This window comes from Paenarthrobacter sp. JL.01a (assembly GCF_025452095.1).
Lineage (GTDB): Bacteria > Actinomycetota > Actinomycetes > Actinomycetales > Micrococcaceae > Arthrobacter.
The window spans coordinates 3,499,870-3,515,335 of record NZ_CP104877.1; the positions used below are offsets into that span (position 1 = coordinate 3,499,870).

Consider the following 15,466-nt stretch of genomic DNA (forward strand, 5'->3'; position numbering starts at 1 on the left):
GAAAGGGGTTACGGGGCACACTCTCGTGGTGGCCGAGGGCGAAATTGAATTGGTTCGGGGGCTTTGGATCAGCACACGTCCCAGAACCTGGCTGGATCTTGCCCGCACGCTGCCTTTGAACGAACTCATCTGCGTTGGTGACCACCTCATTCGCATGCCGCGAGCCGAGTTCGAACATCGGGATACGGCATATGCAACCATTGACGGCCTCCGTGCGATGGTGGAGCGCCACAAGAACCTGCAAGGCATCGTCCGCGCGCGGGAAGCACTCGAACTCATGCGGGTCGGCGCGGATTCAGCGCCCGAGTCCATGCTCCGCCTTGCCATGCTCGATGCCGGGCTGCCGGAACCGGAGCTGCAGGTGCACCTCCGGATTGGCGACCGGCTGTCGCCTTCAGCCGACCTCGGTTACCGCGAGCGTCGGCTTGCCATCCAGTACGACGGCGGCCATCACCTTGAGGAGGAGCAGATACACAGCGATCGGCGCAGGGACAAGGCCTTCCGCACCGCAGGCTGGACTGTACTTGTCTTTGGGAAAGACGACCTGGCTGACGGCTTCGGCGACGCGACAGTGAGAATCAAGGGCGCCCTGCGGAAAGCCTGGATAGATCCCGCTGTACAGGCTGGCTTCGCACGCCCGAAGGGGTGAGCGAGCGTCAGCAGAAAACCCCGGGAACGTGAGCGAGCGACAGCAGAAAACCCCGGGAACGTGAGCAAGCGACAGCGGGGACGCAAAAATGCCCGCCACCTCGAGAGGCAACGGGCATTCACGCTTGGTGAAGTATCTCTACTTCTTATTGCGGCGCTGGTGGCGAGTCTTGCGAAGCAGCTTGCGGTGCTTCTTCTTGGCCATACGCTTGCGGCGCTTCTTAATAACTGAACCCACGAAAGTTCCTTACAAACTAGAAGGTCCTGTCTGTTGGAACGGATCCGCGGAAGCAGACAGTACAACTGACAGATTCTTACATTGACGTAAAACGTTCCTTAACAGAGTACCGCTTCAAAGGGGTACTCCATGACCACGGTCCGGGAAACGGACCCCGGCGGACTCAGGCGGTCTCGGATTGGCCGTCCACCACAGCACCTTTGAGGTACTGGGCTACGGCTTCCTCGGGAACCCGGAAGGAACGGCCAAACCTGACGGCTGGCATTTCCCCTGAGTGAACCAGGCGATACACGGTCATTTTGGAAACACGCAGGACGTCGGCCACCTCGGCCACCGTCATGAAACGCGCATTCGAGAAGTTAGTCTCCGCGGACATTTCCCATATTCCTTTGCTCTCAGCCGACAGGACACCCCCAGGAAACGGTGTGACGATGCTGAGCCATCCAACAACCATGTGCTAGATACTCTAGAGGCTGATGGGGCCTAAGTGAAAGCTTTTCGAGGAAGTGGGACACTACTCCCCCAAGACCTTCCTGCGCTTCCGGGCGGAGGCAGCAAGCTGCTCAAGCACCGACGCCGTGACATCCCACTCCATGCAGGCGTCCGTGACGCTCTGTCCGTACACGAGTTCCTGCTCGCCCGCCAACTGCTTGGCAACGTCCAGGTTCTGTGCGCCGCCCACCAGGAAGCTCTCCAGCATCACGCCGGCGATGGGGGAAGACGAACCGGCCTCCAGCTGCGCCCCGATTTCCAGCGCGACTTCAGCCTGGCGGTGGTGGCTCTTGCCACTGTTGGCGTGGCTGGCGTCGACGATCAGGCGCGGGTTGAGTCCCTTGTCCGCAAGCTTTGACGATGCTGCGGCAACGTCGGCGGCGGAGTAGTTCGGGCCCTTGCGTCCACCGCGCAGGATCACGTGCGTGTCCGGGTTTCCGGCCGTCGCCACCAAAGCCGCGCGGCCGTCGTCGTCGATCCCCAGGAAGGCCTGCTCAGCGGCCGAGGCGCCGCAAGCGTCGATGGCCACCTGGAGGTCGCCGTCGGTGCCGTTCTTGAAGCCGATGGGCATCGAGAGCCCGGAGGCAAGCTGGCGGTGGATCTGGCTTTCGGTGGTGCGCGCACCGATGGCACCCCACGAGACGAGGTCGGCCATGTACTGGGGGCTGATTGGCTCGAGGAACTCGGTAGCGGTGGGCAGGCCGAGCGCGGTCACCTGCTTCAGGAATCCACGTGCTGCGCGCAATCCTGCGGCGATGTCGTGGCTGCCGTCCAGGTGGGGATCGTTGATGAGGCCCTTCCAACCCACCGTTGTCCGAGGCTTCTCGAAGTAGGTCCGCATGACGATCAGGAGGTCTTCCTTGTGCTTCTCGGCCTGGCTGACCAGGCGGCGGGCGTATTCAAGCCCGGCTTTGGGGTCATGGATGGAGCACGGACCGACGATCACGAGCAAGCGGTCGTCGACGCCGTCCATGATTGCACGGACCTGGTCACGGCCACGGTCGACGACGGCCGCTGAGCGTGCGTCCAGCGGCAGCTCTGCGATGAGGTCCTGCGGGGCCGGAAGCGGCTCGAAGCGGGCCACCCGAAGGTTGGAGGTGGCGGGCTGTGCGGATTCGTCCGAGGTCACGGTTTCGGGGGCGATGCTGGTCATTTCTGGGTCCTGTCCGGGATGCGGAGCGGGCCCCTTTTCAGAACCCGCCGGATATGGCGAAGGGCAGAGAATGATCTCTGCCCTGTTGGCTCTGAAGGAAAGTTGGATGCGTGTCAGTTAGACGCGGGCCCCTCCAGAGCCAACGAAAAATACGCATACCAACGGTTAGTCATAGCCACACCATAACCACCTCTGGTCAGGCCCCGCAAATCGTGTCCGTCATGAAGACAGGAGTTTGCGCAGGAACTGCAGCTGCTTGATCCAGTGGTGCTCCTGTCCGCCCTCGTGGTTGTTGAAGCGGTACACCTCGATGTCCTTCTGCGGCGACCCGCCAAGCGCACCGTAGTTGTTGTAGCTCGCGAACACCGTGGACGGCGGGCAGATGTCGTCCATCTGGGCAGCCGAGAACAGCGCTGGAACCGCGGCAGCCCTGCCCAGGTGCACGCCGTCGAAGTAGTTCAGCACCGCCAGCATTGGCTCGTAGCGATCCCGGTGCCTGCCCAGGAACGACGCGATCTCCGGATACGGACCGCGCGGGGCGATGTCGATCGAACGGGGGAAGTCCTGCAGGAAGGGGACATCGGGCAGCGCGGCGATAACGCCGTCGAGCCTTCCGGCCGCCAGCCCGGCGGCGGCGACAGTGATGCCGCCGCCCTGGCTCACGCCGGTGAGGACCACGGCGGAGGGGTCGACGGCGGGATGGCTCTGCGCCGCTTCGACGGCGCGGAAAGCGTCCACGTAGACCCGGCGGTAGTAGTAGTTGTCCTGGTGGTCCGCGCCCCGGGTCATGAGTCCCGCGTAGTTGACCTCGCCCGCGGAAGGGTGCGGATCCGGGGTATCGCCGGAGACTCCGCCGTACCCTTGGCCGCGGGTGTCCATGATGAAGTGGGCATACCCGGCCTGCGCCCAGCGGGTGTTTTGATTGGCCAGGCCGCGACCACCCGAGTAGCCGATGTACTCCACCACCACGGGAAGCCGCGTGCCGGGCTCCAGGTGCGCCGGAAGGTGCATCCACCCCTTGATCACGTCTCCTCCGAAGCCCGCGAAGGTGACGTCAAAGGTGTCGATGACGCTGAGGAAATTGTCCACCGGCTCGAACACGGCATCCAGTGGCAAAGCCCGGGCTTCGGCGATGGTGCGGTCCCAGAACTGGTCCAGATCAGCCGGCGGGACGGCGCTGGAGGTGTAGTCGCGGAGCTGTTCAAGTGGTAGGTCGAAGAGAGGCATGAGGTCATCCTACGTCATGGCTTTGTGCGCTCTGTCACAGGGCTGGAGGGCTGGTTTACCAAGCCGCCGGAATGCAGCGAAACCGCGGCCCGGTTGATCGCTGATGACCAACCGGGGCCGCGGTTTCGGCGCGTAACAAGCTAGCTGATGGCGGACTTCATCTCGTCCACAGCCTTCTTTCCTGCTTCCTCCGCGGAAAGCCTGTTGAACATGACCTCCGAGGTGTAGCGCTTGATGATTTCCTGGATGGCACCCGCACCCTTCGGCGGGGCGGCAGGCGCCTCGCCAAGTTCGTCCTTGATGGCGCTGATGAAGTCGACCACCTTGACATCCGCCTTTGCCAGCTTGGGTGCGATCGCGTCACGGACGTCGGAGTTCGGATAGACGCCGCGGTCCGCCAGCAGAATCTCGCCGGCCTTGACGTTGTTCGTCAGGAAGTCGATGAACTTGGCGGTTTCTTCCGGGTGCTTGGTCCGCGATGAAGCCGACCAGAACTGCGAGGCCTTGTACCAAAGCCCGGCGTCATCGGCCTTGCCTGTCTTGGACGGGAAACGAAGGATCTGCAGCTCTCCACCGGCGGCCTTCTCCAGGGCGGGAAGCTGGTTGGACCACCAGAATGCCATGCCGTTCTTGCCTGTTGCCAGGCCGCTTTGATCCAGCGGCGCAGCTTCTGCTTCAACGATCTCCGACGCCGTCGGGACGGCCTTCTTGTCGCTCATGTCCTTCAGGAATTCCCAATAGCCCTTGATGTCGGAGGGCTCGAAACCGAGCTTGCCGTCCTGAGTGTAAAGAGATTTGCCGTTCTGCCGCAGCCAGACGCCAAGGGAAGCCTCATCCGTGCCATAGGCCGCCGCACCATAGGTGCCCTTGGGTGACTTGGCCGTTACTTCCGCGGCGATGCGCTCGAAGTCGTCCCAGGTCCAGGTCTTGTCATCCGGGAGCGGGACGCCGGCGGCCTGGAACACTGCCGGGTTGGCCAGGATGGTGGCGGCGTTGATGCCTGCCGCGATGCCGGTCAGGCCCTTTTCGCCCTTCCCTGCATTCAGCGCCGCCTCATCCAGCTTGGACGTATCGATGTTGTACTTGGAGAGGTCAAGCAAGGCGCCGCGGGTTGAGTATTCGGTGATGTACTTCTCGTCCATCTGGATGATGTCCGGGGCGTCGTTGGCAGCCACCTGCGTTGCCAACTTGTCCCAGTACCCCGACCAGTCCCCAAACTCGGCTTTGATCTTGATGTTGGGATTTTCGGCTTCGAACGCCTTGATGGCTTCCTGCGTCAGCTGGGCCCGCTTGTCGCCGCCCCACCAGGAGAAACGGAGCTCGACCTTGCCGTCGGCACTCTTGGCTTCTGAACCTCCGCCGCAAGCGCTGAGCGCAAGGACCGCTGCGGCCGTGGCGGCGATCAAAGCTGAGGCACGGAGCCTGCGCTTGGCGCGCTTGGCCTTGGCGACCATGGCACCTCCTGTGGATGGTGCTGCTTCGGGGGCGACTGCTTCACCCTCTGGATGTACGGGCACTGATATCTCCGATCTTCGTTGATCCTGATGCGATTGATGCGGGAAAGCGTTTTCTTGAAATTATGGTACAAGTCACATTCTTGTATTACAAGATACTGTCTTGTTCCTTTTGGCAGAATTTCGACGGCGGCCAAACAGAAAGATGGCGACATCGCCGTAAGTGGCCGGGAGCCACCTCGCGGGGGCGCGCCAAGCCCGGGCGACTACTTGATACCGGTTGTAGCGATGCCCTTGATAAGGAACCTCTGTCCGAAGAGGAAGACCAGGAAGACGGGCAACAGGGACACGATGGACATCGCGAAGAGCGAACCCCAGCTGGTGGCCGACTGCGAGTCGACGAACGCCCGCAGCGCAACCGGCACGGTGAACATGTCCGGGTCCGTCAGGTAGATCAGGGCGCCGAAGAAGTCGTTCCAGGTCCAGATGAAAGTGAAGATGGTGGTGGTGGCGAGCGCCGGGACCATCAGCGGCAGGATGACCCTGAGGAAGATCCTGGGATGGCCTGCGCCGTCAATGCGGGCCGCCTCATCCAGGTCCTTGGGGATACCGCGGATGAACTGGACCATGAGGAACACGAAGAACGCATCCGTAGCCAGCAGCTTGGGCACGATCAACGGCCAAAAGGTGTTCACCCAGCCGATCTGCGAGAACAGGATGTACTGCGGAACGATCACTACGTGGAACGGCAGCATGATGGTCAGCAGCATGATGCCGAAGAACAGTTTCTTGCCAGTGAACTGCAGTCGAGCAAAGGCATAGGCGGCCATGGAGCACGAGACCAGGTTGCCAACGATCGAACCCAAAACGACGATCGCCGAGTTGATCATGTAATGCCCGAACGGGTGGGTCAGGGCCGACCAGCCATCCGTGTAGTTGCTCATTTCGAGATTGTTCAGCCACAGGCCGGGTTCCCGGAAAATGAGGTCGTTGGGCCGCAGGGAGGAGATCACCATCCACAGCAAGGGGTAGATCATCACGCCGCCGACGATGATCAGGATGGCGTGCTTGATCAGGCCCTTGATACGGGCACTGCGGCTGAAAGCCAGGTTGCCGCGGGATTCACGACGGCGGGGATTCTTGCCTGATGTGGCTGCGGCATTGCCGCCGGCCGCGGGGAGAGTCTGGAGTTTAGTCATCGTAGAACACCCAATACTTTGAAGCGATGAAGTTGATGGCAGTGAAGACACCGATGATGACCAGCAGGAACCAGGCCATCGCCGAGGCGTAGCCCATATCAAACTGGCCGAAGCCCTTTTGGTAGAGGTACAGGGTGAAGAACATCGTGGAGTCGGACGGGCCGCCGTTGCCGCCGGAGACGATGAACGCCTGGGTGAACGACTGGAAGGATCCGATGATCTGCAGCACCAGGTTGAAGAAAATGATGGGGCTCAGCATGGGCAGCGTGATGCGCCAGAACTGCTGGAGCGTGGTGGCACCGTCAACCTTGGCTGCCTCGTAGTACATGTTCGGGATCTGGCGCAGTCCGGCCAGGAAGATGATCATCGGGCTGCCGAAAGTCCACACGTGGAGCAGGATGATGGAGCCAAGGGCCGTGTTGGGATCCGAGATCCAGCCCGGCCCTTCGATCCCAATCATTGCCAGTACCTGGTTCACCAGGCCGGTGGTGCCGAAGATCTGCTTCCACAGGATGGCAACGGCCACGGAACCGCCCAAAAGGGAGGGCAAGTAGAAGATGGAGCGGTAGAACGGCAACCCGCGCAGACCCTTGTCCAGGACCAGCGCAATCACCAAGGCCACCGCCAGCTGGAGGGGAACGCCTACCAGCACATAGGTGAACGTGACCCGGAGCGAGTTGTGGAGCCGGGCGTCGCCGAACATCCGGACGAAGTTGTCCAGGCCCACCCATTCGGGCGGCTGCAGGAGGTTGTAGTCCGTGAAGGACAAGTACAAGGACATGAGCATGGGTCCCACAGTGATGACACCCAGGCCCAGCAACCATGGAAGGAGGAAGACATACGCGGCTTTGTTGTCACGGCCGTTTGCCTTCTTCTCTTCCTTGGTCATGGGACCCTTGCGGCGGGTCATGGATGAGAGTTCGCCAATGGCGCTCATTGCTTCCCCCTCGCCGTCCCGCGAGCGCCTTGCGGCGTCACCGCGTGTTCATATTCGGCCATGTGGTCTCCTTTGGTCATCGTGGCCATCCACGGAGTACGAGGTGTGGTTGGTGCTTGCCTGCGGGACGTCGCCGTTTCTCTGGCGCTACCCCTTCGAAGTGCCAGGATCCGGGTCCCGGTTTCAGCGGCTCCGTACCAAAGTAAACGTTTTCTTGACCCATGTACAGCCTTTTGCTAATTTTTGAGAAAGCGTTTTCTGACGAAGCCGCCCAGACACACCCAGCCTCCCTTGACCTCCGTCCCGGACCCAGTTAGGACACTTTCATGACGCAATCCCTGGCTGCGGTCCCGCCCAAGGACCCTGCGCGTTTGCCCCGCATAGCACTGGTGGGTATCCACGGCTTCGGCGAACGCCACTTGGAAAACCTGGAGAAACTGTCCGCCGCCGGAATCCTGGAACTGGTGGCAATAGCGGACCCGCAGCCACCTGCCCAGGGAACACTCGCGGCTGAAGTGGAGGTTTACGCTTCCCTGGACGAGCTCCTGGCGGCCGGGCCGGCACCGGATGTTGTCATCATCTCCACCCCAATCCAGACCCACGCTCCCTTGGCCCTCTCGGCCATCGCCGCAGGGGCCAACGTGTACCTTGAGAAACCGCCGGTGGCCTCGTTGGCCCAATACCGGGAAGTCATGGAGGCAGCCGCCGAGGCCGGTTGTCTCGTCCAGGTTGGCTTCCAAAGCCTGGGTTCGGACGCGCTCCCGGCCATGGACGCCTTGGTGGCGGCCAAGGCCATCGGTGAAGTCCGGGGCATCAGCGCCACCGGCATGTGGCTGCGCGACAAGGCCTACTTCAAGCGCTCCCGCTGGGCGGGCAAGCGCAGCCTCGACGGAACGGATGTAGTGGACGGAGTGGCCACCAACGCTTTGGCGCATGCCGTTGCTACCGGACTCCGGCTGGCCGGCGCCCGAACCCTGGAAGACGTTAAGTCCGTGGACACTGACCTTTACCGGGCCAACGACACCGAAAGCGATGACACCTCGGTTGTGAGGGTCCGGACGACACACGGCACGGTGCTCACCTGCGCCCTGACGCTCAGCGCCCCTGAGCAGTCCGCACCCGTGGTTACCGTGGACGGCACCCTGGGCCAGCTCACGCTCTATTACACGGAAGACCGCGTGGAGATCACCACCCCGCAAGGAACCAGGGAAGAGACGTTTGGCCGGACCGACCTTCTGGAGAATCTGCTCGCCGCCCGGTCCGAAAAAGATTTGCTCAGCCCCCTAAGCGGTTCCGGTGCCTACATATCGGTCTTGGAAGCTATCCGGACAGCCGACGCCCCACGCCCGATACCTCCCGGGTTCATTACGTGGGAAGGCCAAGGGGACCAGTCCCATGCGGTAGTGCAGGGCATCGGGTCCCTGATCCGCCGGGCCGCCTTGGGCCAAGCCACGTTCGCCGAACTTGGGGCACCATGGACGTCCAGCGGGACGCCTGAGCTCACTATCAACGGTGCCACGGTCGCCACTGTCCAGGACGGCACCCACATCCGGCCCACGTCATCGCCGCGGCCCTACCTCCACCCCGTGCGTACCCTGGGCGGCACCGTGGTCACGGACCACGTGCCCGAAGACCATGTGTGGCATTTGGGGGCCGGTGTAGCCCTGCAGGATGTGGACGGGATCAACTTCTGGGGCGGCCGGACCTACACCCGCGACGCCGGTATGTACCTTTGGCGCGAGGACCATGGCAGGATCGTCACGGACTCCGCAGAGCACGGTGACGGGTTTCGGCGGGAGCAGTTGAGCTGGCTCGGACCCGACCATTTACCGATACTCCGCGAACAGCGCAAGTGGCGGTGGGCCGCCGTCGGGAATTCAGCCTGGCAGTTGACGCTCGACTTCACGCTGGAATCGGCCACGGGACGTACGGTGATGCTCGGCAGTCCGGGTTCCAACGGGCGGCCGCAAGGCGGCTACGGCGGCTTCTTCTGGCGGCTGCCCGCGGTTGCCGATGCCACCATCTGGACGCCGGAGGCACGCGGTGAGGACGCTGTCCACGGGAGCGTCGCGCCGTGGCTGGCCTGGTCAGGAACGTTCGACGCCGGTCCCGCCGGCGCTGCGCATCCCGCCAACGATCCCGGGCTGGGTCATCCCGCAACACTCGTGTTCCTCGCCTCACCACAGGCACCGGACCCGTGGTTCGTGCGGCATGCGGGCTATCCCGGCGTCGGGCTTTCCCTGGCGTGGGACAGCCCCGTGGCCACTCAACCTGGCCGCCCGGCCCACCGGACAGTGCGAGTGCTCATCGCTGACGGGTTCCTTGCAACGAACGACATTGAACAGCTCATCACCACTTTGGGGGAACCGGCATGACCACACCTACTCAATCCACGCCGGCACACTCCGCACCGGCTCCCGCAAGCACAGCCGCAGGCAACGTCGCCGACCGTGCCGTGAAGCGCCGTCGTGTCCTGGATATCCTGGATACCGCCGGCCGCGACTCGCTCCTTCTGACCTCCAATACGGCCCTCACCTGGTATTTGGACGGCAGCCGGGTCCACATCAGCTTGGCCGGTGATCCCATCGCCGCGCTCCTGGTGGACCGGGCAGGCGATCATTTGGTGACGTTCAACAACGAGGCCGGACGGATCGCCGCCGAGGAGCTCCCGGAGGGAGTCAGCCTCGACACGGTTCCATGGAACGGCCAACTGCACGCCGCGGCGGCGAAGCTGGCGCTCGGCGGCGACCCCCTGGTGGAAGCCGCTGTCGCTACCGAGCTGCGGGCCGCCCGTCAACAGCTCTTGCCCGGCGAAGCATCGCGGTATGCCCGGCTTTCAGCTGACGTAGCGCGCGCCATGACGGACGTCCTCCAGGCGGTGACGCCGCAAACGACCGAATTTCAACTGGTTTCGGAGCTGGCTGCCCGCATCGTGGCCATGGGCGCCGAGCCGCTCGTGCTGCTCTGCAATGGTGAGGCCCGCAGCAGCTACCGTCATCCGCTGGCCACGCACTCCCCCATCGGGCGTCGCGCGATGGCCGTTGTATGTGCCCGCCGCAACGGCTTGGTTGCCAACGTGACCCGCTGGGTGGCGTTCGACGCCGGCACCCCCGCGGAACTCGACGCCGAGGCACGCATCGCGACCGTTGAGGCCGACATTTTCCGGGCCACGGTTCCGGGTGTCCGGCTCAACCAGGTCTTCAGCGAAATCCAGGAGGCCTACTCCCGGCACGGCTTCGGCCAGGACCAGTGGAAGCTTCATCACCAGGGCGGACCGGCCGGTTATGCCGGCCGCGACCCCCGGGTCACGGCCGAGGTCACGGACACGATCGTGCTGAACCAGCCCTTTACGTGGAACCCCTCGGGACCCGGTGTGAAGATCGAGGACACCGTGTTGCTCACGGAATCCGGTGTGCGTGTCCTGACCGTGGACGAACGCTGGCCGACCACGGAAGTGGACGGCCGCCGTCGTCCATTGACGCTTCGCCCCTGACGGGGCCACCACGCACGAAAGGGGCGGGTCACCATTACGGTGGCCCGCCCCTTTTGCCCGTGGTGGCCCAACTGGGGGACAGCAACTGTCGCAATGAGGGCTCAATGCGACGTTTGCTGTCCCCTGGTTGGGTTAGCTGAGCGTCAGGACACCGTCCACGCGTCGCGGGATGCCCAGGGGGTTCGCATCGCGAAGGGCCGGGTGCAACACACTTTCAGGTGCATCCTGATAAGCCACGGGGCGCTGGAAGCGACGCACCGCAGTAGCGCCAACCGAGGTGAAGAGCGAAGTTGTGGCGGGGTACGGCCCGCCATGCTGCTGGGCCCAGTTCACGGCCACTCCGGTGGGCCAGCCATCGAACAGTACCCGCCCGGCCAGGCCACTGAGCTGCTCCACGAGTGACGAAACATCCTCATCCGGCTCTGCGTGGACAGTGCCCGTCAGGCTCCCAGGAACCTTCGCCAAGGCGGCAGACAATTCCTCCTGGTCGGCGTACTCGATGAGCAACGTCGTGGGGCCGAAGCATTCCTCCAGCAGCTCCTCCGGGCGTTCCAGGACGTTGGCCGCCGTCGTGGAGAAGACCACCGGCGCGGCGCCGTCCGAAAGGCTGTCCTGCTCCACCGAGCCACTGACGACGGCGACTCCCGGCTGGTCTGCCACGCTCCGCAGCCCGTCCGGGTAGGCTTCCGCGATGCGCTCCGTCAGCATGGCAGCGGTCGGCTTGTCCTTGCTCGCCTGGGCAAGCTGCGAGGCGAAGTCCGTCCCGGCGGGGATGAACACGAGCCCGGGCTTGGTGCAGAACTGGCCAGCGCCCATGGTGAAGGAGCCCGCCAGGCCCGCAGCAAGCTGTTGCCCGCGTTCGGCCAACGCTTCGGCCGTGATGACCACGGGATTCAGGCTGCCCAGCTCGCCGTAGAACGGAATGGGTTCAGGCCGTGAAGCCGCGAGATCGAACAGCGCCCTGCCACCGGGGATGGACCCGGTGAAGCCCACGGCCTTGATGGCCGGGTCCTGGACCAGCGCGGTCCCGGCCTCCCTGCCACTGACCAAAGCGAAAATACCGTCCGGAGCTCCGGCCTTGGACAAGGCTTCGGTGACGATCTCCGCCGTCCGCTCCGAGAGCCGCAAGTGTCCGGAGTGGGCTTTGACGATCACCGGGCACCCGACGGCGAGCGCGGAAGCGGTATCGCCCCCGGCAACGGAGAAAGCGAACGGGAAGTTCGACGCCGAGAACACCGCCACCGGGCCGATCGGACGCAGGATGCGGCGCAGGTCGGGCTTGGGCGGGGTGGTTGAGGGATCAGCGTGGTCGATGACCGCTTCAAGGTAGGAACCCTCGGTGATGACCTGGGCGAACAACCGGAGCTGGCCGCTGGTCCTTGCCACTTCACCGGTCAGCCGCACAGTGCCAAGGCTCGTCTCGGAGTCGGCAATGGCGACAAGCTCTGTCACGTTCGCGTCCAACGCGTCGGCGACGGCGGTCAACCAGGCCGCGCGCTCGGCGTCGGAAGCTGCTGCGGTCACCTTCGCCGCTGCCGTGGCTGCTGCGGTGATGGCGGTCAGGTCAAGAGTTGCTGTACTCACTGCGGTTTCCTTTGCTTTCAGGGGCTGACGTGTCATAGGCCTGTCGCGGATCCCCGGAGAAGTCAAAACCGAGTCCGGGAAGGCCCGCTGAGCTGAGCCGGATGGTGCCCGTGCTGTTGCTGATCCGTACGGGGGAAGGTCCGGCCAGGATTCCGAGTTGCCCGAATGAGGCATCCTCCACGTCTTCGACGCTGACGGGTTCAGCCAAGGTGAGCGCGAGCTGGCCCGAAAGTTCAGGGAGCAAGTGCGGGGCCACCCGGATGCTGTGGGCACGGGCCAACTCAACGATCCTGCGGAACGGTGTGATGCCACCCACCCGGACAATGTTGGGTTGGATGATATCCACGGCCTCGGCCTCGATGAAGTCGCGGAAGCGGTACACGGTATGGACGTTTTCACCCAAGGCAATGGGCACCGGCGAGTGCTTCCGCAGGCGCCGGTAGGCCCAGAGGTCGTCTGCACGGATGGGTTCTTCCAGCCATTCCAGTCCGTACTCCCCCAACACCTCCAAGGCACGGAACGTGTGGGCCAGGTCCCAGCGCTGGTTCGCATCGATCATGAGGCGCCGGTCCGGACCTATGACTTCCCGGACGGCGGCCACCCGCTCGGCGTCCTCGGTGAGTTCGGGCTTCCCCACCTTGATCTTCACGGCGCGGTGCCCTGCCGCGACCCAGCGCCGGGCTTGCTCCACGAGCTGCTCCAGTGAATAGTGCAGGTTCACGCCGGAGCCGTAGACCTCCACGGACTCCTGGCGTTGCCCCAAAAGCCCGGTGACAGAAGTCCCCGCTTGCCGCGCCTTCAAGTCCCACAGCGCGAGGTCGACGCCGGCCATCGCAATGGTGGTCAGGCCTCCCCCGCCGGCTTCATGGAGCCGCTTCCACAGTTGGTCCCACACCGTCTCCGCATTCGCCTCGAGCCCAATGATGAACGGGGCGATGTCGTGGTCCAGGAGCGCATTGACTGCTTGGGGACCAATGGTGGGGGTCCAGGAGAAACCGTGGCCCGTGCCGCCGTCGTCCGTTGTCAGGCTGGTGAGAATCACATGGTTCTCCGGTGCCTCCGCACCCCAGCTGCGCAGCAGCGGAACCGTGATCAACCGGGTAGACAGGCCAGTGATGCGGGCTGGCATCAGCGCTCCGCCAATTCGTGGCCCTTGGCCAGGATGGCCTTGAGCTCAAGGAGCTGCTCTTCGGTGGGATCAACCAGCGGCGGGCGGACCGGCCCAACCGGCAAACCTGCCAGCCGGAGACCGGCCTTGATGAGCGAGACCCCAAAGCCCGGAGTCTGGTCCCGGAGGCGGACCAGCGGCGCGTAGAACCCTTCAAGGAGGGCATGGCGTCGTTCCTCATCACCGGCCATGTAGGCGTCGTAGTAGGCCTTGGCGATCTCCGGTGCCATGGCGAAAGCTGCCGAGGAGTACAGGGGGATGCCCAGTCCGCGGTAGGCGCCCTGGGTCAGTTCGGCGGTCAACAGCCCGTTGAACAAGGCAAAGTCCGTGCGGCCGCTCGCGTTGATCGCAGACACGATTTCCTGGGCCAGGCCGACGTCGCCGATCCCGTCCTTGAAGCCCACCACTTTCGGGTTCGCGGTGAGGCGGGTGATGGCTTCGGCAGTGAACTTGGCGGTGCCCCGGTGGTACACGATGACCGGCAGGCTGCTGGCGGCCGCGACGGCCTCAACGTACGCCACCACACCGTCGGTGGGGCCGGTGACCAGGTAAGGCGGAAGAACCAGGAGTGCGTCCGCGCCGGCTTCTTCGGCCACCTTGGCAGCGGCAAGGGCGTGCCCCAGTGGTCCGCCGGCACCGGAGACCACCGGGACGGCTCCCGCAACGGCCTCGACGGCGGCAGTCACCACGGTGCGGATCTCATCAAGGGAGAGCGCATGGAATTCACCTGTGCCGCACGCGGGGAAGACGCCGCCGGGTCCGAACGGCAAGCGTGAGGTGATGTGCTCCTTCAGCAGGGCAACATCAACGCTGCCGTCCTCGGCGAAGGGCGTGACGGGGAAGAACAGTACGCCGTCGAAATTCATGGTGTCTCCTTGGTTGCTCCCGCCGGGACCAGGCCGGCGTGGATCTCGTCATTGAGTGGTGCTCGGTTTGCTGCAGTGTCGGGACCGGCATACGGCGGGGTAAGTTCGGTCCGCCAGGTGCGCTTCGGCTCCCACCCCAGAAGCTCGCGGGCCTTGTCGACGGAAAACGCCGGGCTGGTTCCGGTCAGGTGCGCGGTGAGAGGTCCGCTGCCGGGCAGAAAGTGCGGGAGGAGTTCAGCCAGGGGTGCTGTGGCCAAGGCATCCTTCGCGCCAACGAAGAACACTTCTCCGTTGGGAATGGTGTCCATTTTCGACAGCAAAAGATCCAGGAACTCGGCAACATCCCGGGCGTCCACGTAGTTGAACAGGGCCGGCGCGGACAGGGCGGGATCGTCCAGGCGTTCGCGTACCGTGTGGCCTTGCTGCGTGGGCGCTCCTTCCCATTCCTCCGGGGAGATCACGAAGCACGGACGGAAAGCGGCGTAACGGATGGTGTTGCCCTGGGCCGCTGCGAACATCTGCACCGTCTGTTCGGCAATCAGCTTCGATAGCGCATAGGCGTTCCACGGCTTGGGCGGCGTCTGCTCGTTCAAGGGAAACGACGGCGGCAACCAACCGGCCGGTGACCCATAACCAAGGGCGGTGGGGCTGCTGGCCGTGATGATCTTCGGCACACCGGCGTCGGTCGCTGCACTGATCACCGCGAAAGCGAGCCTGGTGTTCGTGCTGAAAATGACGTCCTCAGGCGCGCTGAAAGGTACGGCGATAGCAGCGAGGTGGATGACGGCGTCGGGCGCTGTTTCGCGGATGAGCCGCTCCGCTTCCCCGGGCGCCAGCAGGTCTGCGCTGTATTGCTCGACTCCGGTGGGCAGCTGGCTGTCCGGGATGGCGTCGCGGTCGACCGAAATTACCTGGTGGCCTGCGTCGGCGAGGCCGGACACGACGCTGCGGCCGAGCCTGCCCGAACCGCCGGTGACGAAAATCCTGCTCATTGTCTGTCTCCTTGT

The 15,466-nt window shown here is 64.0% G+C and carries 14 protein-coding genes; 3 read left to right on the top strand and 11 right to left on the bottom strand.

Annotation, left to right across the window (positions count from 1 at the left end; genetic code table 11):
- The first annotated feature begins 28 nt into the window (after nt 1-28).
- Nucleotides 29-649: an endonuclease domain-containing protein gene (locus N5P29_RS21030; protein WP_315973360.1), complete on the top strand. Its 621-nt coding sequence runs from the start codon at nt 29-31 to the stop codon at nt 647-649.
- A 138-nt stretch (nt 650-787) separates the two neighbouring features.
- Here N5P29_RS21030 and N5P29_RS16445 read toward each other — a convergent pair whose 3' ends face one another.
- From N5P29_RS16445 to N5P29_RS16475, 7 genes are all read right to left on the bottom strand, one after another.
- On the bottom strand, nt 788-886 hold the full coding sequence (locus tag N5P29_RS16445) for a 30S ribosomal protein bS22 (RefSeq protein WP_003792170.1): 99 nt from the start codon (nt 884-886) through the stop codon (nt 788-790).
- Nucleotides 887-1,049: 163 nt separating this feature from the next.
- Entirely contained in the window at nt 1,050-1,262 is a 213-nt protein-coding gene (locus N5P29_RS16450) for a helix-turn-helix domain-containing protein (RefSeq protein WP_017199160.1), read from the bottom strand.
- A gap of 138 nt (nt 1,263-1,400) precedes the next feature.
- Complete coding sequence (locus N5P29_RS16455; RefSeq protein ID WP_262275882.1) at nt 1,401-2,531, bottom strand: 3-deoxy-7-phosphoheptulonate synthase; 1,131 nt, start codon at nt 2,529-2,531, stop codon at nt 1,401-1,403.
- A 219-nt stretch (nt 2,532-2,750) separates the two neighbouring features.
- Entirely contained in the window at nt 2,751-3,758 is a 1,008-nt protein-coding gene (locus N5P29_RS16460; protein WP_262275883.1) for an acetylxylan esterase, read from the bottom strand.
- Nucleotides 3,759-3,898: 140 nt separating this feature from the next.
- Nucleotides 3,899-5,275: an ABC transporter substrate-binding protein gene (locus tag N5P29_RS16465; protein WP_262275884.1), complete on the bottom strand. Its 1,377-nt coding sequence runs from the start codon at nt 5,273-5,275 to the stop codon at nt 3,899-3,901.
- 203 nt (nt 5,276-5,478) lie between these two features.
- Complete coding sequence (locus N5P29_RS16470) at nt 5,479-6,411, bottom strand: carbohydrate ABC transporter permease (RefSeq protein ID WP_262275885.1); 933 nt, start codon at nt 6,409-6,411, stop codon at nt 5,479-5,481.
- Complete coding sequence (locus N5P29_RS16475) at nt 6,404-7,348, bottom strand: carbohydrate ABC transporter permease (RefSeq protein WP_262275886.1); 945 nt, start codon at nt 7,346-7,348, stop codon at nt 6,404-6,406. The genes N5P29_RS16470 and N5P29_RS16475 overlap by 8 nt, the downstream gene beginning before the upstream one ends.
- Nucleotides 7,349-7,674: 326 nt before the next feature.
- Between N5P29_RS16475 and N5P29_RS16480 the strand changes: the two genes are divergently transcribed.
- Entirely contained in the window at nt 7,675-9,723 is a 2,049-nt protein-coding gene (locus N5P29_RS16480; protein WP_262275887.1) for a DUF6807 family protein, read from the top strand.
- Complete coding sequence (locus N5P29_RS16485) at nt 9,720-10,841, top strand: M24 family metallopeptidase (protein WP_262275888.1); 1,122 nt, start codon at nt 9,720-9,722, stop codon at nt 10,839-10,841. Before N5P29_RS16480 ends, N5P29_RS16485 begins: the two co-directional genes overlap by 4 nt.
- Before the next feature lie 132 nt (nt 10,842-10,973).
- Here N5P29_RS16485 and N5P29_RS16490 read toward each other — a convergent pair whose 3' ends face one another.
- The 4 genes from N5P29_RS16490 to N5P29_RS16505 are packed head-to-tail and all read right to left on the bottom strand — an operon-like array spanning nt 10,974 to nt 15,451.
- Nucleotides 10,974-12,425, bottom strand: coding sequence for an aldehyde dehydrogenase (NADP(+)) (locus tag N5P29_RS16490; RefSeq protein ID WP_262275889.1), 1,452 nt, complete (start codon nt 12,423-12,425; stop codon nt 10,974-10,976).
- Nucleotides 12,406-13,554, bottom strand: a complete 1,149-nt coding sequence (locus N5P29_RS16495) for a mandelate racemase/muconate lactonizing enzyme family protein (protein ID WP_262275890.1) — start codon at nt 13,552-13,554, stop codon at nt 12,406-12,408. Before N5P29_RS16495 ends, N5P29_RS16490 begins: the two co-directional genes overlap by 20 nt.
- Nucleotides 13,554-14,459 (bottom strand): 5-dehydro-4-deoxyglucarate dehydratase, encoded by a 906-nt coding sequence (locus N5P29_RS16500; protein ID WP_262275891.1) that lies wholly within the window; start codon nt 14,457-14,459, stop codon nt 13,554-13,556. The genes N5P29_RS16495 and N5P29_RS16500 overlap by 1 nt, the downstream gene beginning before the upstream one ends.
- Nucleotides 14,456-15,451, bottom strand: coding sequence for an NAD-dependent epimerase/dehydratase family protein (locus N5P29_RS16505; RefSeq protein WP_262275892.1), 996 nt, complete (start codon nt 15,449-15,451; stop codon nt 14,456-14,458). Before N5P29_RS16505 ends, N5P29_RS16500 begins: the two co-directional genes overlap by 4 nt.
- Nucleotides 15,452-15,466: the final 15 nt, after the last annotated feature.

What these genes read in the sequence shown, in the direction of transcription:
- N5P29_RS16485 (WP_262275888.1), top strand. Translation starts at nt 9,720, where the DNA reads ATGACCACACCTACTCAATCCACGCCGGCACACTCCGCACCGGCTCCC.
- N5P29_RS16455 (WP_262275882.1), bottom strand. Translation starts at nt 2,531, where the DNA reads ATGACCAGCATCGCCCCCGAAACCGTGACCTCGGACGAATCCGCACAG.
- N5P29_RS16480 (WP_262275887.1), top strand. Translation starts at nt 7,675, where the DNA reads ATGACGCAATCCCTGGCTGCGGTCCCGCCCAAGGACCCTGCGCGTTTG.
- N5P29_RS16495 (WP_262275890.1), bottom strand. Translation starts at nt 13,554, where the DNA reads ATGCCAGCCCGCATCACTGGCCTGTCTACCCGGTTGATCACGGTTCCG.
- N5P29_RS16460 (WP_262275883.1), bottom strand. Translation starts at nt 3,758, where the DNA reads ATGCCTCTCTTCGACCTACCACTTGAACAGCTCCGCGACTACACCTCC.
- N5P29_RS16450 (WP_017199160.1), bottom strand. Translation starts at nt 1,262, where the DNA reads ATGTCCGCGGAGACTAACTTCTCGAATGCGCGTTTCATGACGGTGGCC.
- N5P29_RS16505 (WP_262275892.1), bottom strand. Translation starts at nt 15,451, where the DNA reads ATGAGCAGGATTTTCGTCACCGGCGGTTCGGGCAGGCTCGGCCGCAGC.
- N5P29_RS16475 (WP_262275886.1), bottom strand. Translation starts at nt 7,348, where the DNA reads ATGAGCGCCATTGGCGAACTCTCATCCATGACCCGCCGCAAGGGTCCC.
- N5P29_RS16470 (WP_262275885.1), bottom strand. Translation starts at nt 6,411, where the DNA reads ATGACTAAACTCCAGACTCTCCCCGCGGCCGGCGGCAATGCCGCAGCC.
- N5P29_RS16500 (WP_262275891.1), bottom strand. Translation starts at nt 14,459, where the DNA reads ATGAATTTCGACGGCGTACTGTTCTTCCCCGTCACGCCCTTCGCCGAG.